Genomic DNA, 18,389 nt, shown 5'->3' with positions numbered 1-18,389 from the left:
TGGAGGGCTAGCGCCCGCTAACGAAGCTGGAGGGGGCGCGCCCACCCTGCACGTCCACGACTACGTGCGCGGCGCGATATCGCCCCTCGCCCAGCCTTCCTTCGTCGCGGCGCGAAAATCCTCGAACGTACCCGCCTCGATCGCTGCGCGAATTCCCTGCATCAGCGTCTGGTAATAGGCGATATTGATCTCCGACAGCAGCATGGCGCCGAGCGTTTCGTTCGCGCGCACAAGGTGATGCAGGTAGGCCCGCGAATAGTTGCGCGCCGCCGGCCACGGGCTTTCTTGATCCAGCGGACGCGGATCGTCCTGATGCCGCGCATTGCGGATATTGATCTGGCCATGGCGCGTAAACGCCATGCCGTGGCGGCCGTTACGGGTCGGCATCACGCAGTCGAACATGTCGACGCCGCGCGCCACTGCTTCCAGAATGTCTTCGGGCGTGCCGACGCCCATCAAATAGCGCGGACGATCCGTCGGCAGGATCGGCGCCACTTCCTCGATCATTGCCAGCATGACGGCCTGCGGCTCGCCCACCGCGAGGCCGCCGATGGCATAGCCGTGGAAGCCGATATCGATCAGCCCGCGCGCGCTGGCATGGCGCAGCGCCGGCACGTCGCCGCCCTGCGCGATGCCGAACAGCATGTAGCCGTCGGGCGCGTTCTCGAAGGCGCGCTTGCTGCGCTCGGCCCAGCGCAGCGACAGTTGCATGGCGCGCTCGATCTCGACAGGCTCCGCCGGCAACCGCACGCATTCGTCGAGCTGCATGGCGATGTCGGAATTCAGCAGCCGCTGGATCTCCACCGCGCGCTCCGGCGTCAGCTCGTATTTGGCGCCATCAATATGCGAGCGGAAGGTAACGCCCTGCTCCGTCACTTTTCGCAATTGCGCCAGCGACATCACCTGGAAGCCGCCGCTGTCGGTCAGCATCGGTCCATTCCAGGTGGTGAACGTCTGCAGGCCACCGAGCGCGGCGATGCGCTCCGCACCCGGCCGCAGCATCAGATGATAGGTGTTGCCGAGCACGATATCCGCCCCGGCATCGCGCACCTCGCGCCAGTGCAGGCCCTTCATGGCGCCGATGGTGCCCACCGGCATGAAGGCCGGCGTCCGCACCACGCCATGCGGCGTGTTCAGGCGGCCAAGGCGCGCGGCGCCATTCGTGCCGAGCAGTTCAAAGTGATTGGCGACAGTCATTGCGGGCTTTCGTTACGGAACAGCAGGCTGGCATCGCCATAGGAGTAGAAGCGGTAGCCTGTGGAAATGGCATGCGCATAGGCCGCCTTCATGGTGTCGAGGCCGGCAAAGGCGGAGACCAGCATGAACAGCGTCGAGCGCGGCAGATGGAAGTTGGTGAGAAGGATATCGACGGCGCGGAAACGATAGCCCGGCGTGATGAAGATCGCGGTGTCATCGGCGAACGGCTTGATGACGCCATCCTCGCCGGTCGCGCTTTCCAGCAGGCGCATCGAGGTCGTGCCGACAGCGACGATGCGGCCACCGGCGGCATGTGCTGCATTCAGCGCATCAGCTGTCTCGCGCGTGATCGATCCCCATTCCGAGTGCATCTTGTGCTCGGTGGTATCGCCCACCTTCACCGGCAGGAACGTCCCTGCGCCCACATGCAGCGTCACGCGATGCAGCCCGACGCCACGCTCCTTGAGCTTCGCTTCCAGCGCCGGCGTGAAATGGAGTCCCGCCGTCGGCGCGGCGACGGCGCCTTCATTGACGGCGAACATGGTCTGATAGTCCGCGGCATCCTGCTCGTCGGCATCGCGCTTCGACGCGATGTAGGGCGGCAGCGGCGGCGCGCCGAGTTCGGCGATCGCCTGATCGAGAGCCGGGCCATGGAACGTGAAGGCAAACGTCACTTCGCCTGCCTCGCCCTTGGCCTCCACAGTCGCATCGAGATGGCCGAGCAGGCAGACGCGGCCTTCATTGCCGAAGCGCACGATATCGCCGGGGGCGAGCTTCTTCGCCGGCTTCACGAAAGCCTGCCAGCGCGAAGCATCGACGCGTTTGATCAGCGTCGCTTCGATCTTCGGCTCGGTGTCGCGCGAGATGCGACGGCCTGTGAGCGATGCTGCAATTACCTTGGTGTCGTTGACAACGAGCTGATCGCCCGGCTTCAGCCAGTCCGGCAGATCGCCAACGGTGTGATCTGCCACCGCCTGTCCCGGCTGCACGACCAGCAGACGCGCAGCCTCACGCGGTGACGCCGGGCGAAGCGCGATGTTTTCGGACGGAAGCTCGAAATCGAATAGATCGGTGCGCATGGTCTCGGGGCCGCAAAACGTGGATGCCCGGCACATCAAGCGAAGCGATGCTTCGCGCAATGGCCGGGCATGACGTCGTCAAAGATGGTGAGCTATCAGGCAGCCTTGTCGGCCGCCATATAGGCCTTCACGATCTTGTCCGGATTCTGCACGGGCTCGCCGCGCTTGATCTTGTCGACATTCTCCATGCCTTCGGTCACCTTGCCCCAGACGGTGTACTGCTTGTTCAGGAACGAAGCATCGTCGAAGCAGATGAAGAACTGGCTGTCGCCGGAATCCGGGCTGGCTGCACGGGCCATCGAGGTGGTGCCGCGCACATGCGGTTCAGCGTTGAATTCGGCCTTCAGCTTCTTGCCCGAGCCGCCGGTGCCGGTGCCCTGCGGGCAGCCGGTCTGCGCCATGAAACCGTCGATGACGCGATGGAACACGATGCCATCATAGAAGCCTTCACGCACCAGTTCCTGGATGCGGGCGACATGGCCCGGGGCCAGATCCGGGCGCATCTCGATGGTGACGTTGCCCTGGGTGGTTTCAAGGATCAGAGTATTCTCGGTGACAGCCATGCTTTTCTCTCGACTGGTTTGGGTTGGTTTCGGCGGTCGTCGAACCGCACTCGGAACGGGCGTCCAGCGACAGCGTCGCCTAGTCCCCCGCTAAATGGCATTGGTGAGCACCGTTGCAAAGTCTCCATCACCGCCATTCTGTAGGCGATGCTGTCGGCCTCGGACGCACCCGGTGTCTCGAAGGTAATCCGCGGCCGGCCAAGAAGTTCGCCGTCGCGTTTGAAGCTGAACAGCACGGTGATCTGCATGCCGGGATGGCCGCGTGGCAATTCAGGCCGGCGCCAGCATCCCTTCAGCCGTTCGAACATCCCGTCCAGCGTGCTCACCGCCTCGGCCTGCGCCGAAGCGGTATCTAACTGAACGGGGACGATCAGCATCGACGCTGCGAGCAGGACGATATGTCCGCGTCGCAGCATCACGCCTTACTTGATGTCGGAAGCGACCTGGACCTTGACCATCTTGTCCGGGTCGGTGACGGCACCCGAGGCCGAGCCCGGAGGTGCCTTCTTCAGCTTGTCCACGACGTCCATGCCCGACACGACATCGCCGACCACGGTATATTTGCCGTTCAGCGACGAGCCGTCCGCGAACATGATGAAGAACTGCGAATTGGCCGAATCCGGATCGCCTGCACGCGCCATGCCGACCACGCCGCGCTTGTACGGCACCTGCGAGAATTCGGCCTTCAGGTTCGGATATTTCGAACCACCGGTGCCGTTGAAGTTCTTGCCGTCGCCGGTCTGCGCCATGAAGCCATCCATCACGCGGTGGAACGGCACATTGTTGTAATAGCCCTCGCGTGCCAGCAGCTTGATGCGCTCGGCATGCTGCGGAGCGATGTCCGGACGCAGCTTGAACACGATCCGGCCCTTGGTCGTGTCGATGACGATGGCATTGGCCTTGTCGAGACCGGCCGGCAGCGGTGCTGCGGCCGGAGCCTGCGCAGCGGGCGCCTGCGCGAAAGCGGGAGCGGCCGACAGCAGCACGGCAGCGATGGCGATGGTACGGATCATGGAAACTCCGGATGCAGGAATGCCCGATGGGCGTTCAGTTCAGGTCGCGAATTTGGTCTTCAGGCTCGTGGCGACAGCCTCCGGCACGAAGGCCGAGACGTCGCCGCCCATGGCAGCGATCTGCCGGACCAGTGTGGCAGTGATCGGGCGAACGCCCACCGACGCCGGCAGGAAGACGGTCTTCACGTCGGGCGCCATGGTCTGGTTCATGCCGGCGATCTGCATCTCGTAATCGAGGTCGGTGCCGTCACGCAGGCCGCGGATCATGATGGTCGCACCGATCTTCTCGGCCGCCGTGATGGTGAGATTGTCGTAAGTGGTGCAGTCGAAATCGCAGCCGGCAGCCTTCGCCACGGGGCCGAACACGTCTTTCACCATCGCCAGCCGTTCCTCGGTGGAGAACAGCGGCTTCTTGCCGGGATGGACGCCGATGGCGACGACAAGCTTGTCGCAGAGGCCGACGGCATTGCGGACCACATCGAGGTGGCCATTGGTCACGGGATCGAATGATCCGGGATAGAGCGCGATACGGGTCATGTCTCCGTCCTAGCCTGCCCAAGGTAGCCCCGCAAGCGCCGTTGGTTCCCTCCAGGGCGCCCCGTCACGGCCACAATATTTTTCGTGTCCGCTCGAACCGGAATGCCGGTCACGGCGTCTATTGAGCATCTGGGACGGCACTGAAAACACACGCTTTTCAGCGAATTGTGTCGTCGCGGACGGATGGACGAAACACAGGCCGGGCGTGATGAAACCGGTTTGCCGAGACCACGACAATCTCCCGAAACCGGCCCTGATTAATCAGGCAGGCACAGGGACCGCCAAACAACCGGGGCAAAATGCCCCAACCGACAGGGGACCGTCATGATCAAGGCTCTTTCCGCTATCGCGATTGCTGCTTTCATTGCCGCCGCCGTCACCATCCTTCCCGGCTTTGCGCCGCGGGTCGAAGCGTCGGTTCCGGTGGCCCTCGCCAAGGCCGACCGCCTGGACGTCAAGCAGGTCGGTCGCGCCTGTTCCGAACAGGCCTGGCCGAATTTCGAAGCCTCCTGCCTGCGCAACGCGGCCACCAAGGTCATCAACATCCGCGAAGTGCGCGTGGTGACGACAGATCGTCACTAGGAAATTTCCATCATCCCGCATGAGAAAGCCCGCGGCATCACCGCGGGCTTTCTCATTCAACGAAGCCGTCATCGACGGGTCTGGCAAGCTTGTTGCTTGGTCCTTGTCCATCAGAGGACCCCAGATGACGTTCATTCCTGCGCGCTACAGCCACCTCACCTTCGGTGTGATCCAGTCCGGCCTGACCAGCGGCGTATCCGCCGCCGTCGCCAGTGTTCCGTTCTGGCAGGAACAGTCCTTTCTCGTGCACTGGCTGTCGGCCTGGTCGATCTCCTGGCTGATCATGCTGCCTATCGTTATAATGGCAGCGCCCGTCATCAGGGCATTCGTGCACCGGATGACGCGGGAGTATTGAACGCCCGGCAACCAACTGCGCGGCGCTAACGATCTCCGCGACCGACTATCTGGGCTGATGGATCACTCGCCGGAGATCGCCATGATGGAGATCGAGCGTAACAAGGCCAATGTCGTCGCCTTCTATGAGCTCATGTTCAACGAATGTCGCCCGCGTGAAGCGATCTCGCTCTATGCCGGCGACAGCTACACCCAGCACAATCCGCATGTCGTTGACGGCATCGACGGCTTCATCGCCTATTTCGAGCGCATGGCCCGTGAATGGCCCGGCAAGCGCGTGGAGATCCGGCGCGTCATTGCCGAGGGCGAGTTCGTTGTCGTGCATTGCCTGCAGCACTGGCCCGGTGATCAGGACTATGCCGCCATCGACATCTTCCGGCTGACGCCGGAGGGGAAGATCATCGAACACTGGGACGTCCTGCAGACGATCCCCGTCGAGTCGCAAAACCCCAACGGCATGTTCTGAACACGCATGGCGGTGCGCTTTAGCGGACCGCCTCAGCGGGGAGCGAAGCCTTTCCGAAACACGCGACCAGCATCTCGGTGAGTACCCTCACCTTCCGTGCGGGATGCTGGCTCGGAGGCCGGATGACATAGACACCGGCGGGCGGCGGCGGATAGCGCGTCATGACCGGAACGAGCGCGCCGGAAGCGACATGTTCGTCGGTGATGCCATCCGGAAGCCAGGCAATGCCGAGTCCTGCCAAAGCCGCTGCCATCAGTGCTGTCCCGTTATCGGCCTTGAAGCGGCCCTGCGGGCGAACCGTCACGATCTTGTCACCATCGGTGAATTGCCAGGCTTCCGTCCCCTGCATCAGCGCCTCATGCGCAGAGAGTTCGTCCGGATTCTCGGGAGAACCACGCGCCTTGATGTAGTCCGGACTCGCGACGAGCTTTCCGTAGAACGGCCCGACATGGCGCGCGATCAGGTTGGAATCCTGCAGATAACCAAAGCGGATCGCACAGTCGAAGCCCTCGGTGATGATATCGACGAAGCGATCGCTATAGACGGTGTGGATGTGGAGCTGCGGATGCTGACGCGCCATCTCCGCGAGCACAGGCGCCAGATGGGTGGGCCCGAAGGTCAGCGGCACCGCAACGCGCAGGCGCCCGCACAATTCGCCGTCCGGCAGGATCAGCTCGCGCGCGGTGTCGATCTCGGCGCAGGCGCGAGCCGCATGATCGCGAAACAGGACGCCGGCTTCCGTGAGCGCGGCGCCACGCGTGTTTCGCGCCAGCAACTGAACGCCGAGTTCCGTTTCAAGCCGCGCGAGTTGCCGGCTGACGATGGACTTGGAGACACCGAGCCGGCGTGCGGCGGATGACACGCCCCCGGCATCGGCCACTTCGACGAATGTCCTGAGCTCTTCGATATCCAATCCGGCGTTCCCCATTTTGCGACACAGCTTGGCACCCGAGAGCCCTACCGCACGAGAAACCGGAATGACAGTTTCCGTCTCGCTGCCGGCGCATGTCTCCCGGCAAACCAACCCTACACACACCGGCAGCAGAGGATGACTTCATGACCTTTCGTAACGGCCTTGCATCGCTTCTTCGCCCCGAAGACTCGGTCCTCGTTCTGATCGACCACCAGCCCTACCAGCTCGCCAATCTGAACAGCCACGACCCGCATGCTGTCGTCAATGCCTCGGCCGGCCTGGCCAAGGCCGCCAAGCTTTTCAATGTTCCCACGATCCTGACCAGCGTGATCGCGGCCCGCGGCGGCCTCATCTTCCCCCAGATCACCGATGTGTTTCCCGGCCAGGAGGTGATCGACCGGACCTTCATCAACACCTGGGAGGACCCGAAGGTGGTCGACGCCGTCAAGGCGACGGGCCGCAAGCAACTGATCATTGCAGGCCTGTGGACCGAGATCTGCGTCGCAATGCCTGTGATTCAGGCCCTCGGCGAAGGTTGGGATGTCACGGTCATCACCGATGCGTCGGGCGGCACCTCGGTGGAGGCGCACGAGGTCGCCATCCAGCGCATGATCGCGGCCGGTGCCAACATGATGACGTGGCTCGCCCTCGCCGCCGAGTGGCAGCGGGACTGGGCGCGGCTCGAAACCGCCGGCAAGATGACGGAAGTGCTCGGCCAGCACGCCGCCGGCAGCGGCATCGCGTATTTCTGGGAGCAGCAACTGCTCAACACGCCGGTGCCGAAGACCTGACGCAAACAGGCATGACGATGGCGATGGCGGGTGCGGCACAACAACGCACGCGCCATCGCGCGTTATCATCCCCGTCTATGGTCGTCTGATCCGATGCCATCCACCACCTCGACACGTCAATCTGGAGACACCTTCATGGAAATCGGCATCGACAGTTTTGCGGCCATCCTTCCCGATCCCGCCACCGGCCAGCTGCCGTCGGCGACCGACCGCATGGCCGATCTTCTCGCGGAAGTCGAAGTGGCCGACCGCGCCGGGCTCGATGTCTTCGGCATCGGCGAGCATCACCGCGCCGAATTCCTCGATTCCGCGCCCGCGATCATTCTGGCCGCCGCAGCAGCACGCACCGAGCAGATCCGTCTGACCAGCGCGGTGACGGTGCTGAGCGCCGCCGATCCCGTGCGCGTCTTCCAGGAATTCGCCACCCTCGATCTGATCTCGAAGGGCCGCGCCGAACTCGTCGTCGGCCGCGGATCGTTCGGTGAGGCTTATCCGCTGTTCGGCATGGACCCGCGCGACTATGACGCCCTGTTCGCGGAGAAGCTCGACCTGTTTCTGAAGCTCGGCGCGAGCAAGCATCCGATCTGGAAAGGCCGTTTTCGCGCAGCGCTTGAAGGCCAGGGCGTCTATCCCCGCCCCCATCAGGCGCGGCTGCCGGTCTGGATCGGCGTCGGCGGCACGCCGGAATCCTTCGTGCGCGCCGGCACGCTCGGCCTGCCGCTGATGGTCGCGATCATCGGCGGCACCTTCGAACGCTTTCGCCCGCTCGTCGATCTCTATCGCGACGCCGGTGCCAAGGCCGGTCACAGCCCCGACAAGCTGAAGGTCGGGGTGCATGCGATGGGTTTTGTCGGCGAGACCGACGCTGCGGCCCGGGATGCGTTCTTCCCCGGCTGGGCGCATCTGACCGCGAAGATCGGCCGTGAGCGCGGCTGGTCGCCGCCATCGCGCCAGCAGTTCGACGCCATGGCCGGCCCGGAAGGCGCATTCCTGGTCGGCGCGCCCGCGACGGTGGCGGCCAAGATGTGTCACGCCGATGACGCTCTCGGTGGCGTCTCGCGCATCACCTTCCAGATGAGCACCGCCTCGCTCGAAACCGCCGCCATGAAGCGCTCGATCGAATTGCTGGGCACCGAAGTCGCGCCGATCATTCGGGCAGCCTGATCATCTCCTGAGCGGTTCCACGCCAGGCACGACACGCACGGTGGCCGGCGTCGATCCTGTGCCGGCCATCGAAGCTTGCTCGCAGCGCAGCACACAGGCATATGCAACCAGACTGCTGCGCGCGCCGGGCTGATCCTTCCGGCACATCAACGAAAGAGGTTTCATGGCGGACGCTTCCGGTTTCAATCTGGGACACGCAATCGTCCTGCTGGGTGCGGCTACCGTCGCAGTGCCTCTTTTCAAGCGCCTCGGGCTCGGCTCCGTGCTCGGCTATCTCACTGCCGGCCTCGCCGTGGGTCCATTCGGCCTCGGCCTGTTCAACGATCCCGAGACCCTGCTGCACACCGCCGAACTCGGCGTCGTCATGTTCCTGTTCATCATCGGGCTCGAGATGCGCCCGTCAAAACTGTGGAAGCTGCGGCGACAGATCTTCGGCCTCGGCGCCGCGCAGGTGATCACCTGCGGCTTCCTGCTGACGCTGGTCGGCATGGCCGCCGGCCTCGCCTTCCCCGTCGCCATGATCGGCGCCATGGGCTTTGTGCTGTCCTCCACCGCCGTCATCATGCAGCTGCTGGAAGAGCAGGACGAGACCTCCTCGCCCGAAGGCCAGCGCGCCATCGCGATCCTGCTGCTGGAGGATCTCGCCATCGTGCCGCTGCTGGCGCTGGTCGCCATCTGGGGCGCCGCCGGGGCCCCCGAAGCCGCAACCACCAAGCCGGCATGGCAGAGCATCGGCATCGCCCTTGCCGGCCTCGCCGCGCTCCTGGCCGCCGGCCGCTGGCTGCTCGATCCGTTCTTCCGCATCATTGCGCGTGCCGGCGCGCGCGAAGTGCTGACCGCCGCCGCCTTGCTGGTCGTGCTCGGCGCCGCCGTGTTCATGCAGAGCGTCGGCCTGTCTATGGCGATGGGCGCCTTCCTCGCCGGCGTGCTGCTGTCGGAATCCAACTTCCGCCATCAGCTCGAAGCCGATATCGAGCCGTTCCGCGGCATCCTGCTCGGCCTGTTCTTCCTCAGCGTCGGCATGTCGCTGAATCTCAGCATCGTCGCCAGTGAATGGATCATGGTGCTGGGCGGTGTCGTCGCCTTCATGATCGTCAAGGCGATCGGCATCTATGTGATCGCGCGCGTCGCCAAATCAGATCACGCCGCGGCCACCCATCGCGCCGCATTGTTCGCGCAAGGCGGCGAATTCGCCTTCGTGCTCTATGCCGCGGCGCTCGCCGCTGGCATCTTCGATGCCCGCGCCTCCGCGGTCATGAGCGCCATCGTGATCCTGTCCATGGCGCTGACACCGATCGTGCTGCTGGTGCATGGCAAGATGCGCCGCGATGCGCCGGTGTCTCTCGATGGCATCGACAAGGCCGACGGCCTGCGCGGCCGCGTGCTTTTCATCGGCTTCGGCCGCTTCGCCCAGGTGGCGAGCCAGGCCCTGCTGGCGCGCAATGTCGAACTGTCGGTGATCGAGAACGACGTGGACATGATCCGCGCCGCCGGCACCTTCGGCTTCAAGGTCCATTATGGCGACGGCACCCGCCTCGACGTGCTGCACGCCTCGGGCGCCGCCACCGCGGAGGCGATCCTGATCTGCATCGACAAGCCGGAGGCCGCCGACCACATCGTCGAACTGTGCCGCTCGGAATTTCCGCTGGCAAAACTCTATGTCCGCTCCTTCGACCGCGGCCATTCGCTGCGGCTGATCAAGGCCGGCGTCGAATTCCAGATCCGCGAGACCTTCGAGTCCGCGCTGCTGTTCAGCGAAGCCGTGCTGACCGGCCTCGGCCTCGATGAGGACGAGGCCCGTGAAGCCATCGCCGACGTCCGCGAACGCGACGCCCAGCGCGTCGAGCTGGAAGTCATCGGCGGCCTCGAAGCCGGCCGCAAGCTGCTTCGCGGCAATGCGGAGACGCCGGAGCCGAGCCCGTTCTTCAAGACGAAGCCGGCGAAGGTGGAGAGTACAGATGCGAGCGCGCTGGGGGCAGCCAAGTCGTAGGCCGGATCGACACGCGAGCCATCGACCACCGATAGCAAAACTCTTGCCGTGGGCGACGTCGATCATTGCCCCGGCTCGGCGCGACACCTCAAATGGAGAAGTCAGGCATGACGATTCCATCGATCGGATCCAGCCGCTCCAACCTCTCGACCAGTCCCGGCCAGGCGATCCAGAAAAGCTCGATCGCCGTGTCTGCGTGGATTTGAGAATCCACCCGAAGCCATACTTCCTGTGAGGAGCCGCCGCGCAAGACGTGGATAACGATGCATTTGCGCACGTGATCGAAGCGAGGCGAGCCCAGCAGCCTCTCCGATTGATGGCATACGACATGCGACAGCGCATATCGATTGCGCCCGGCGGGCGCCTCGCGATTTCCCATTGCTCATCCTTCGTAGAACTTTTGAGTGCACGAATCCGCGGCCCGCGACCCATGCGGCGGGCTGAAGGATTTCTACGAAGGGCTGAGCTATGGAGGGGTCATTCGATTTCCAGAATGCACGATCGCTATAACCATCTCGCAATAGCGAAACCGTTTCTCCGGCACTTGATGTTCATCAAGTCCTGGATCGGTCACGACGACATTCGCATCCGCGCTGTCGAACAAGGTCAATGCGCGGCCATGTTCCACGCAAAGCCGATGGTGATTGCTGAGTTACGGAAGGAACGCGATCGAACACCCCTACAGACACCACTGCCGTCCGGCCTGGTCGCCTCGCGGTGTTCGCGCCATCCAGTAACGGCTATCCCGGCGCCTCGCGCGATCGCATTTCCTTGACGATCTTCGCCTCGGCGTCCAGTGCACTCCGTGACAAGCCGACCTTGCGGATGAGCTGGGCAGCCTCCTTGACCGACAGGCCATGCTTGAATGCGAGAAAGTCCGACGTGTATCCACCGTCGACAGTTATAGCCGAACGCGCACCACCACTCACAACCTGCACCCCTGCCTGACACGCCCTCAACTCGGCAAGGTCGCAGTATACGCCGGTCGTGCAACACCCATATGGGGTAAGCCGACGGGATCCTCGATCACAAATCCGAGTGATGGCTAAAGTTGCAGAACCCGGACTTTCCGGCGGGATTTTTGCATTATGTGCTGCCGTTCGGCGCAGACAATTTCAGCCGACGCCTCCGGCATGCCCAAATAGCGTCAAGCCTCGCCCTGGGCTGAGTGGCCGGACACGCAGTCGCCTCCACCGGGCAGCGGATCAGCCGCGCCCTGTCGGTGACCGGCATGACCTGGTCACTGCCTTCCACCGGGAATAAGGCGGTCCGCTTGCCATTGCGGTTGCTCACCGACATCGCGACGATGCCCTTACCGCCCCGGCCGCGGTGATACTCGTGCCATCATCGGCACGGCGGATAGCCGAAACGGCTGATCATTTCTTGTCCAGAGATTGTCGTGAAGTCGAGCGTCTCCATCAGGCGATTACTGACGAGATAACGCTTGAGTGCAGGTCGATACGTCTTCAACATTTGCGCGGTGTATTCTGGCATGATGCCGCGATGTCTGTTGCCGCCGGCGTGAAAGGCGAGCGATGCGCCGGGCGCGATGCAAACATTGCGCACCGAAAGAAACATGGTGCAGGCGGAAGGGCAATGCGTGTCGATCCGGAAGCGCTCACCGGATGCACTGTAGCGGCGAACGGCTTCTTGGAATTCTCGAAAGGCCGCCGCGGTAGGCGCACCGTGCCCCATGCCGATGGCTGACAAGGACACGTCAGCAACTGCGGAGCCGCAGAGCATGGAGAATGCGGCTGCCGCCAGAAGTGCGGTCGCAGAATTTTTCCTCATTCCCCCTCCGCGTTTGTATCGAAAATTTTGCCACAGGGCTCGCTGTAGCACAATTATAGATTGCATTCAGGTCCGACAAAACAGCGTGAGCAGCAACACACATTTGGCTAGTCGCGATGATCGAACCCCTGCTCAAGCAAGGCCTCAGCTCTAAAGGGCGAAAGGTGTTGCTTCGTTCACCGGATTCTATTTTCCGCGCGATCGCACAAAAAAGCCCGCGATCGCCGCGGGCTTTTGCTTCACTTGTTTCAAGCGAGAACCCTAGCTCTCCGCAACCGGCGCTTCACCGCCAGCCTCGGGCTCCTCGCCCTCGCCGGCTTCGCCGATATGCTCCACCGAGACCACATGCTCGTCATCGGCCGTGTTGAACACGATGACGCCCTGGGTCGAGCGGCCGGCGACGCGGATGCCTTCCACCGGGCAGCGGATCAGCTGACCCTTGTCGGTGACCAGCATGATCTGGTCACTATCTTCCACCGGGAAGGAGGCGATCAGCTTGCCGTTGCGGTTGTTCACCGACATGGCGACGATGCCCTTACCGCCGCGGCCGGTGGTGCGGTATTCATAGCTCGAGGTGCGCTTGCCATAGCCGTTGATGGAGATGGTCAGCACCACCTGCTCTGCTGCGGACAGCTCCACATAGCGCTCCTGCGACAGCTGGATCGCGCCCGATGTCTCCTCGCCATCGGCCTCGACCGCCGGCTCCTCGGCCGCCACCGCCTCGCCCGCCACGGCACGACGCATCTTCAGATAGGCCGTACGCTCGTCGGATGTGGTTTCCACATGGCGCAGGATCGACAGCGAGATCAGCTTGTCGCCTTCGGCCAGCGCGATGCCGCGCACGCCCATGGAGCTGCGGCCCTGGAACACGCGCACATCGGTGACCGGGAAGCGGATGCACTGGCCGCCGCCGGCGGTCAGCAGCACGTCGTCATGCTCGGTGGCGATCTGCACGTCGACGATGGCCTCGCCCTCGTCCAGCTTCATGGCGATGATGCCGGAGCGGCGGACATCGACGAAGTCCGACAGCTTGTTGCGCCGGACATTGCCGCCGGTGGTGGCGAACATCACGTCCAGCGTATCCCAGGTGCTCTCGTCCTCGGGCAGCGGCATGATGGTGGTGATGCGCTCGCCCTGCTCCAGCGGCAGGATGTTGATCATCGCCTTGCCGCGGCCGTTCGGCGGCGCGATCGGCAGGCGCCAGACCTTTTCCTTGTAGACCTGGCCGCGCGACGAGAAGAACAGCACCGGCGTATGCGTGGAGGCCACGAACAGGCGGCTGACAAAATCCTCGTCACGCGTGGCCATGCCGGAGCGGCCCTTGCCGCCGCGGCGCTGCGCCCGATAGGTCGAGAGCGGCACGCGCTTCACATAGCCATGATGCGACACCGTCACCACCATGTCCTCGCGCTGGATCAGGTCCTCGTCCTCGACCTCGCCTTCCTGCTCCATGATCACGGTGCGGCGCGGCGTGGCGAATTCCGACTTCACGGCGCCGAGTTCGTCCTTGACGATGCCCTGCACGCGGGCGCGCGAGCGCAGGATGTCGAGATAGTCGGCGATCTCGATGGCGAGTTTGTCGAGCTCGTCGGAAATTTCCTCGCGGCCGAGAGCCGTGAGGCGGGCCAGACGCAGATCGAGAATGGCCTTGGCCTGTTCGAAGGACAGGCGTGCGGTGCCGTCTTCCTCGAGGCGGTGGCGCGGATCGTCGATCAGCGTGATCATTGCGGCGACATCCGCCGCCGGCCAGCGGCGCTCCATCAGGATGTCGCGCGCGGTGGTCGGATCCGGCGAGGTGCGGATCACACGAATGATCTCGTCAATGTTCGCGACGGCGATCGCGAGGCCGACCAAAATATGCGCGCGGTCGCGCGCCTTGTTGAGCAGGAATTTGGTACGACGCGTGACGACCTGCTCGCGGAAACCGACGAAGATCGTCAGCAGGTCCTTCAGATTGAACAGCTGCGGACGGCCGCCGTCCAGCGCCACCATGTTGGCGCCGAAATTGGTCTGCAGCGGCGTGAACTTGTAGAGCTGGTTGAGCACGATCTCGGGCACGACATCGCGCTTCAGCTCGATGACCACGCGATAGCCTTCGCGATCGGACTCGTCGCGCAGGTCGGAGATGCCTTCGATCTTCTTGTCGCGCACCAGTTCGGCGATGCGCTCGACCATGGTGGCCTTGTTCACCTGGTACGGGATTTCCGAGATGATGATCGCTTCGCGATCCTTTCGCGTCGGCTCGATCGCCACCTTGCCGCGCATCACGATGGAGCCGCGGCCGGTGTTATAGGCCGAGCGGATGCCGGCGCGGCCGAGAATGATGCCGCCGGTGGGGAAATCCGGGCCGGGAATGATCTTGTTGAGATCGTCGATGGAAAGCGATGGATCGTCGATCAGCGCCACGCAGGCGTCGATGGTCTCGCCGAGATTGTGCGGCGGGATGTTGGTCGCCATCCCGACGGCGATGCCGCCGCCGCCATTGACCAGCAGGTTGGGGAATTTCGCGGGAAGAACCTTCGGCTCTTTTTCCGACGAGTCGTAGTTGTCCTGATAGTCGACGGTGTCCTTGTCGATATCGTCGAGCAGCGTCTGCGCGATCTCGGTGAGGCGCGATTCCGTGTAACGCATCGCTGCCGGCTGATCGCCGTCCACCGAACCGAAATTGCCCTGACCATCGATCAGCGGCACGCGCATGGAAAAGTCCTGCGCCATGCGGACCATGGCGTCATAGACCGACTGGTCGCCATGCGGATGATATTTACCGATCACGTCACCGACGGTGCGCGCCGACTTGCGGAACGGCTTGTTCCACTCGAAGCCGTTCTCGTACATCGCGAACAGGATGCGCCGGTGCACCGGCTTGAGGCCGTCGCGTGCGTCGGGCAGCGCGCGGGCCACGATCACGCTCATGGCGTAATCGAGATACGAGCGCTTCATCTCGTCGAGGATGGATACGGGACGGATATCCGAGGGAACCGGCGGCTCCCCGGGCTTGTGGTCATCGTTGTCGGACAAGGTCGTTTCCGGTCAGATTCGGGTGCGACTCATATAGCGCATGATGCGTGCACAGGCCACCCCGACGCAGTTTGCGGCCGGCGATTTTCCACCTGATTTTTCAATCGGTTACAAGCCTTGCCGCAAGACTGCCGCAAGAACGCGGAATCGCGCAAAACCGCGCGAATGGCGCGTAATTCTTGCGGCAGACTTGCGGCCGTTGCGGCGACACGGCGGCAGGATCACTCTGGCGAGATCGCCGGCCGGATGTCCGGTGTGCTCAGGCTCCACATGGCATCGAACAGCGAGGCCTGAAAGGCAGCGAATTCGGCGCTGTCGATGATCATCCCGTAGCTCTCCCGGGCAGAGGAGATCAGGCAGACCTTGTTGCCATAGACAAAGCACGTCATCGCCAGCGTGTGGTCGGGCGGCGCGTAGCGTAGCTCGCGCCGAAACTCCTGACTGGACGGCCAGATCGGCACGATGTCGCGCTCCACCGAACGGATCACCCTGAGCCAGGTGCCCCGCCGCGCCCGCTCCTGCAGATAGCGCTCCATTTCCTCGAGGCCGGGCTCGGCCATGAGCTCCTTCATCGACAAGGTCGCACGCAACACCTTGTCCCCGCCGGACAGCGTATCCCACAGCGCCGTGCGGATGCCTTCGGGCCCGGGATGGAAGCGCACATTCGGCTGCCCGCTTTCATGATGATACATCGAGCGCAGCACCGGCATGACATCCGAGAGCATCTGTCGGCGCGCCTCGAGCCGCTCCAGCAGAATGCCGGGGTCCTGCGCGACCACGAAACGGCGCTTGCCGTGATCGACGAATTTGATCAGCCCCTCGGCCTCAAGCTTGGTCAGGGCATCATGCGCGGTCGTGCGCGGCAGGCCGGCCTCTGCGGCCACTTCCGTCACTGACGCGCCGCCGAGGCGAACCGCGGTCAGGAACAGCTTGTACAGCGTCCCCGTGATGCCGATCCGGGCCAGTTTTTCTTCGATGTCCACACGCAACTCCTGAACGACGGCGCAAGAGCCGACGCGTCACCGGCGATCCAATCTAATCGTCGGTTTTGCCCGATACAACCTCCGCTGATAACGCTCATTTTCGGGGCAACTGGCGATCATATCGGCACCTACACAGTGATTACGCCCGATATATCGCCAACACGCCGCCCGCCAATCGTTGACGGAAATTTCCGACATACCCTAGCCTTTCCGACAGTCGCATCACCAATGAGGTGATCGGCGCAGCGAAAGGAGCCACCCATGGACGCCAAGGCCGATGCAGGCCGCCTGCCCCTTGAGGCCATCAGGCCGAACCATGGTGGGCTTCAGAAAGCGCTGAAGTCGCGCTCAGTGCGCGCTTTCATCGGGCTCGCCGCCTTTTTTGCGTTCTGGCAGGCCGTGACAGGATTGGGCGTCGTCGATGGCTTCCTGCTCCCCTCGCCGGTCGGCGTCGCACAGGCGCTGTGGGAGCTCGCACTCGACGGCTCGCTCTGGGTTCACCTCGGTGCCAGCCTGCAGCGCGTCGCGATCGGCTTCCTGCTCGCCTGCATCGTCGGCCTGGTGCTCGGCCTGATCTGCGGCTGGTGGCGCACCGTGTCGGATTACGTGCGACCGGTCGTTGAGGCACTGCGCCCGATCCCGCCATTGGCCTGGATCCCGATCACCATTCTCTGGTTCGGCCTCGGCGACGCCGCCTCCTATTTCATCGTCTTCCTTGGCGCCGTCTTCCCGGCTTTCGTTGCGACCTACACCGCGGTGCGCGGGCTCGACCGCAACCAGATGAATGCAGCGCTCTGCCTCGGCGCAAAACCGTGGCAGCTGTTCACCGACGTCCTCATCCCCGCCTCGCTGCCGATCATTCTGCCGGGCCTGCGCATTGCGCTCGGCGTCGGCTGGATGTGCGTCGTCACCGCGGAGCTGATCGCCGCACAGACCGGCCTCGGCTACCTGATCCAGCAGTCCCGCATGCTGTTCCAGATCAACAATGTCGTGGCCGGCATGGTCACGATCGGCCTCGTCGGCTTCGCCATGTCAGCGATCCTCGAACGGGTCGAACGCCGCGTGAATGCCTGGGCCCCGTCAGAGCGCAGCTGAGGAGAACAGCCATGAACGCAAGCACCGCTCTCAAGGTCCCGACGTCATCGGACCACGCCACACCCTCAACATCCGACATCCAGATCGACATCAGCCAGGTTGGCAAGGTCTATCAGTCCCAAGGCACCGACGCGCCGGTCGTCGCACTCGATGGCGTATCGCTGCGCATCCGCCGCGGCGAATTCATCTCGCTGCTCGGACCGAGCGGCTGCGGAAAATCCACGCTGCTCAACATCGTTGCCGGTTTCCAGTCGGCGACATCGGGCCAGATCCTGCAGAACGGTCGCAAGATCACCAGGCCGGATCCATCACGCACCGTGGTGTTTCAGGACTACGCGCTGTTCGGCTGGATGACGGTGCAGCAGAATGTCGAATTCGGTCTCAAGGCGAAGGGCATGCCGAAAGCCCAGCGTGCCGAGATCGCGCGCGCGCTGATCGCAACGGTTCAGCTCTCCGGCTTCGAGGACAAATTCCCGCACCAGATGTCCGGCGGCATGAAACAGCGGGCGGCCATCGCCCGTGCGCTGGCGCCGGATCCCGACATTCTCCTGATGGACGAGCCATTCGGCGCACTGGACGCGCAGACCCGCGTGCTGCTGCAGGAAGAGATCGCGCGCATCTCGTCGGAAACTAGGAAGACGGTGATCTTCGTCACCCACGGCATCGATGAAGCCGTGTTCCTGGCCGACCGTGTCGTTGTCATGAGCCCGCGCCCTGGCCGCGTGCGCAACGAAGTCCTCGTGCCACTGCCCCGGCCGCGCACGGCGGAAATGCGATCCGATCCCTGGTTCGTCTCCACGGTCAAAGACCTCTGGGAGACATTGAAGCCTGAATGGCAAAAAGGAGAATAGAC

At 63.7% G+C, this 18,389-nt stretch carries 20 protein-coding genes and 1 pseudogene; 8 read left to right on the top strand and 13 right to left on the bottom strand.

Features of this window, described 5'->3' with window-relative positions; translation table 11 throughout:
• Positions 1-60: 60 nt before the first annotated feature.
• From tgt to coaD, 6 genes are all read right to left on the bottom strand, one after another.
• Positions 61-1,197 (bottom strand): tRNA guanosine(34) transglycosylase Tgt, encoded by a 1,137-nt coding sequence (tgt, locus tag ACIQ17_RS10010; RefSeq protein WP_398467976.1) that lies wholly within the window; start codon positions 1,195-1,197, stop codon positions 61-63.
• Positions 1,194-2,276: a tRNA preQ1(34) S-adenosylmethionine ribosyltransferase-isomerase QueA gene (queA, locus tag ACIQ17_RS10005; RefSeq protein WP_398467974.1), complete on the bottom strand. Its 1,083-nt coding sequence runs from the start codon at positions 2,274-2,276 to the stop codon at positions 1,194-1,196. Before queA ends, tgt begins: the two co-directional genes overlap by 4 nt.
• Positions 2,277-2,371: 95 nt before the next feature.
• The gene (locus ACIQ17_RS10000; RefSeq protein ID WP_398467972.1) at positions 2,372-2,839 is read right to left on the bottom strand and encodes a peptidylprolyl isomerase; all 468 of its coding nucleotides are present in this window, start codon (positions 2,837-2,839) and stop codon (positions 2,372-2,374) included.
• Positions 2,815-3,216, bottom strand: a complete 402-nt coding sequence (locus ACIQ17_RS09995) for a hypothetical protein (RefSeq protein ID WP_398467970.1) — start codon at positions 3,214-3,216, stop codon at positions 2,815-2,817. The genes ACIQ17_RS10000 and ACIQ17_RS09995 overlap by 25 nt, the downstream gene beginning before the upstream one ends.
• A gap of 45 nt (positions 3,217-3,261) precedes the next feature.
• On the bottom strand, positions 3,262-3,852 hold the full coding sequence (locus ACIQ17_RS09990; protein WP_398467968.1) for a peptidylprolyl isomerase: 591 nt from the start codon (positions 3,850-3,852) through the stop codon (positions 3,262-3,264).
• Positions 3,853-3,891: 39 nt separating this feature from the next.
• A complete protein-coding gene (gene coaD, locus ACIQ17_RS09985) occupies positions 3,892-4,389 on the bottom strand; it encodes a pantetheine-phosphate adenylyltransferase (protein ID WP_398467966.1) in 498 nt (165 codons plus the stop codon).
• Between the two features lie 324 nt (positions 4,390-4,713).
• Here coaD and ACIQ17_RS09980 point away from each other — a divergent pair, with 324 nt between their 5' ends.
• The 3 genes from ACIQ17_RS09980 to ACIQ17_RS09970 all read left to right on the top strand — a co-directional run bounded on the left by ACIQ17_RS09980 (position 4,714) and on the right by ACIQ17_RS09970 (position 5,791).
• Entirely contained in the window at positions 4,714-4,971 is a 258-nt protein-coding gene (locus tag ACIQ17_RS09980) for a hypothetical protein (RefSeq protein ID WP_398467964.1), read from the top strand.
• Positions 4,972-5,095: 124 nt separating this feature from the next.
• The gene (locus ACIQ17_RS09975) at positions 5,096-5,326 is read left to right on the top strand and encodes a DUF2798 domain-containing protein (protein ID WP_398467962.1); all 231 of its coding nucleotides are present in this window, start codon (positions 5,096-5,098) and stop codon (positions 5,324-5,326) included.
• A gap of 81 nt (positions 5,327-5,407) precedes the next feature.
• Positions 5,408-5,791 (top strand): nuclear transport factor 2 family protein, encoded by a 384-nt coding sequence (locus ACIQ17_RS09970; RefSeq protein WP_398467960.1) that lies wholly within the window; start codon positions 5,408-5,410, stop codon positions 5,789-5,791.
• Between the two features lie 19 nt (positions 5,792-5,810).
• On the opposite strand, the gene ACIQ17_RS09965 is transcribed toward ACIQ17_RS09970, so the two are convergent.
• The gene (locus ACIQ17_RS09965; RefSeq protein WP_398467958.1) at positions 5,811-6,704 is read right to left on the bottom strand and encodes a LysR family transcriptional regulator; all 894 of its coding nucleotides are present in this window, start codon (positions 6,702-6,704) and stop codon (positions 5,811-5,813) included.
• Between the two features lie 143 nt (positions 6,705-6,847).
• Here ACIQ17_RS09965 and ACIQ17_RS09960 point away from each other — a divergent pair, with 143 nt between their 5' ends.
• The 3 genes from ACIQ17_RS09960 to ACIQ17_RS09950 all read left to right on the top strand — a co-directional run bounded on the left by ACIQ17_RS09960 (position 6,848) and on the right by ACIQ17_RS09950 (position 10,649).
• Positions 6,848-7,495 (top strand): hydrolase, encoded by a 648-nt coding sequence (locus ACIQ17_RS09960; RefSeq protein ID WP_398467956.1) that lies wholly within the window; start codon positions 6,848-6,850, stop codon positions 7,493-7,495.
• A 135-nt stretch (positions 7,496-7,630) separates the two neighbouring features.
• Positions 7,631-8,659, top strand: coding sequence for an LLM class flavin-dependent oxidoreductase (locus ACIQ17_RS09955; RefSeq protein WP_398467954.1), 1,029 nt, complete (start codon positions 7,631-7,633; stop codon positions 8,657-8,659).
• A 163-nt stretch (positions 8,660-8,822) separates the two neighbouring features.
• Entirely contained in the window at positions 8,823-10,649 is a 1,827-nt protein-coding gene (locus ACIQ17_RS09950; RefSeq protein WP_398467952.1) for a monovalent cation:proton antiporter-2 (CPA2) family protein, read from the top strand.
• An 88-nt stretch (positions 10,650-10,737) separates the two neighbouring features.
• Here ACIQ17_RS09950 and ACIQ17_RS09945 read toward each other — a convergent pair whose 3' ends face one another.
• From ACIQ17_RS09945 to ACIQ17_RS09920, 6 genes and pseudogenes are all read right to left on the bottom strand, one after another.
• Positions 10,738-11,028, bottom strand: coding sequence for a hypothetical protein (locus tag ACIQ17_RS09945; RefSeq protein WP_398467950.1), 291 nt, complete (start codon positions 11,026-11,028; stop codon positions 10,738-10,740).
• A gap of 361 nt (positions 11,029-11,389) precedes the next feature.
• On the bottom strand, positions 11,390-11,587 hold the full coding sequence (locus ACIQ17_RS09940; RefSeq protein ID WP_398467948.1) for a hypothetical protein: 198 nt from the start codon (positions 11,585-11,587) through the stop codon (positions 11,390-11,392).
• Positions 11,588-11,805: 218 nt separating this feature from the next.
• A pseudogene (locus tag ACIQ17_RS09935) lies at positions 11,806-11,990 on the bottom strand (hypothetical protein); the annotation flags it as partial.
• Between the two features lie 3 nt (positions 11,991-11,993).
• The gene (locus ACIQ17_RS09930) at positions 11,994-12,440 is read right to left on the bottom strand and encodes a hypothetical protein (RefSeq protein WP_398467946.1); all 447 of its coding nucleotides are present in this window, start codon (positions 12,438-12,440) and stop codon (positions 11,994-11,996) included.
• Positions 12,441-12,701: 261 nt separating this feature from the next.
• On the bottom strand, positions 12,702-15,458 hold the full coding sequence (gene gyrA, locus ACIQ17_RS09925) for a DNA gyrase subunit A (protein ID WP_398467944.1): 2,757 nt from the start codon (positions 15,456-15,458) through the stop codon (positions 12,702-12,704).
• A gap of 221 nt (positions 15,459-15,679) precedes the next feature.
• Positions 15,680-16,441, bottom strand: coding sequence for a TrmB family transcriptional regulator (locus tag ACIQ17_RS09920; RefSeq protein WP_398467942.1), 762 nt, complete (start codon positions 16,439-16,441; stop codon positions 15,680-15,682).
• A 261-nt stretch (positions 16,442-16,702) separates the two neighbouring features.
• On the opposite strand from ACIQ17_RS09920, the gene ACIQ17_RS09915 reads away from it, so the two are divergent.
• Positions 16,703-17,536, top strand: a complete 834-nt coding sequence (locus ACIQ17_RS09915; protein WP_398467940.1) for an ABC transporter permease — start codon at positions 16,703-16,705, stop codon at positions 17,534-17,536.
• A gap of 11 nt (positions 17,537-17,547) precedes the next feature.
• Positions 17,548-18,387, top strand: coding sequence for an ABC transporter ATP-binding protein (locus ACIQ17_RS09910; RefSeq protein ID WP_398467938.1), 840 nt, complete (start codon positions 17,548-17,550; stop codon positions 18,385-18,387).
• Positions 18,388-18,389 lie beyond the last annotated feature (2 nt).

The sequence above is a fragment of the Tardiphaga sp. genome, from assembly GCF_044340795.1.
In the GTDB taxonomy this organism is placed as follows: Bacteria; Pseudomonadota; Alphaproteobacteria; order Rhizobiales; family Xanthobacteraceae; genus Tardiphaga.
Note: the sequence above shows the minus strand (reverse complement) of the source record. Positions and strands in the feature narration are given on the sequence as shown.

Excerpts from the sequence above, each read along its gene's own strand:
- tgt (WP_398467976.1), bottom strand. The coding sequence starts at position 1,197 with ATGACTGTCGCCAATCACTTTGAACTGCTCGGCACGAATGGCGCCGCG.
- queA (WP_398467974.1), bottom strand. The coding sequence starts at position 2,276 with ATGCGCACCGATCTATTCGATTTCGAGCTTCCGTCCGAAAACATCGCG.
- ACIQ17_RS10000 (WP_398467972.1), bottom strand. The coding sequence starts at position 2,839 with ATGGCTGTCACCGAGAATACTCTGATCCTTGAAACCACCCAGGGCAAC.
- ACIQ17_RS09995 (WP_398467970.1), bottom strand. The coding sequence starts at position 3,216 with ATGCTGATCGTCCCCGTTCAGTTAGATACCGCTTCGGCGCAGGCCGAG.
- ACIQ17_RS09990 (WP_398467968.1), bottom strand. The coding sequence starts at position 3,852 with ATGATCCGTACCATCGCCATCGCTGCCGTGCTGCTGTCGGCCGCTCCC.
- coaD (WP_398467966.1), bottom strand. The coding sequence starts at position 4,389 with ATGACCCGTATCGCGCTCTATCCCGGATCATTCGATCCCGTGACCAAT.
- ACIQ17_RS09980 (WP_398467964.1), top strand. The coding sequence starts at position 4,714 with ATGATCAAGGCTCTTTCCGCTATCGCGATTGCTGCTTTCATTGCCGCC.
- ACIQ17_RS09975 (WP_398467962.1), top strand. The coding sequence starts at position 5,096 with ATGACGTTCATTCCTGCGCGCTACAGCCACCTCACCTTCGGTGTGATC.
- ACIQ17_RS09970 (WP_398467960.1), top strand. The coding sequence starts at position 5,408 with ATGATGGAGATCGAGCGTAACAAGGCCAATGTCGTCGCCTTCTATGAG.
- ACIQ17_RS09960 (WP_398467956.1), top strand. The coding sequence starts at position 6,848 with ATGACCTTTCGTAACGGCCTTGCATCGCTTCTTCGCCCCGAAGACTCG.
- ACIQ17_RS09955 (WP_398467954.1), top strand. The coding sequence starts at position 7,631 with ATGGAAATCGGCATCGACAGTTTTGCGGCCATCCTTCCCGATCCCGCC.
- ACIQ17_RS09950 (WP_398467952.1), top strand. The coding sequence starts at position 8,823 with ATGGCGGACGCTTCCGGTTTCAATCTGGGACACGCAATCGTCCTGCTG.
- ACIQ17_RS09945 (WP_398467950.1), bottom strand. The coding sequence starts at position 11,028 with ATGGGAAATCGCGAGGCGCCCGCCGGGCGCAATCGATATGCGCTGTCG.
- ACIQ17_RS09930 (WP_398467946.1), bottom strand. The coding sequence starts at position 12,440 with ATGAGGAAAAATTCTGCGACCGCACTTCTGGCGGCAGCCGCATTCTCC.
- ACIQ17_RS09915 (WP_398467940.1), top strand. The coding sequence starts at position 16,703 with ATGGACGCCAAGGCCGATGCAGGCCGCCTGCCCCTTGAGGCCATCAGG.
- ACIQ17_RS09910 (WP_398467938.1), top strand. The coding sequence starts at position 17,548 with ATGAACGCAAGCACCGCTCTCAAGGTCCCGACGTCATCGGACCACGCC.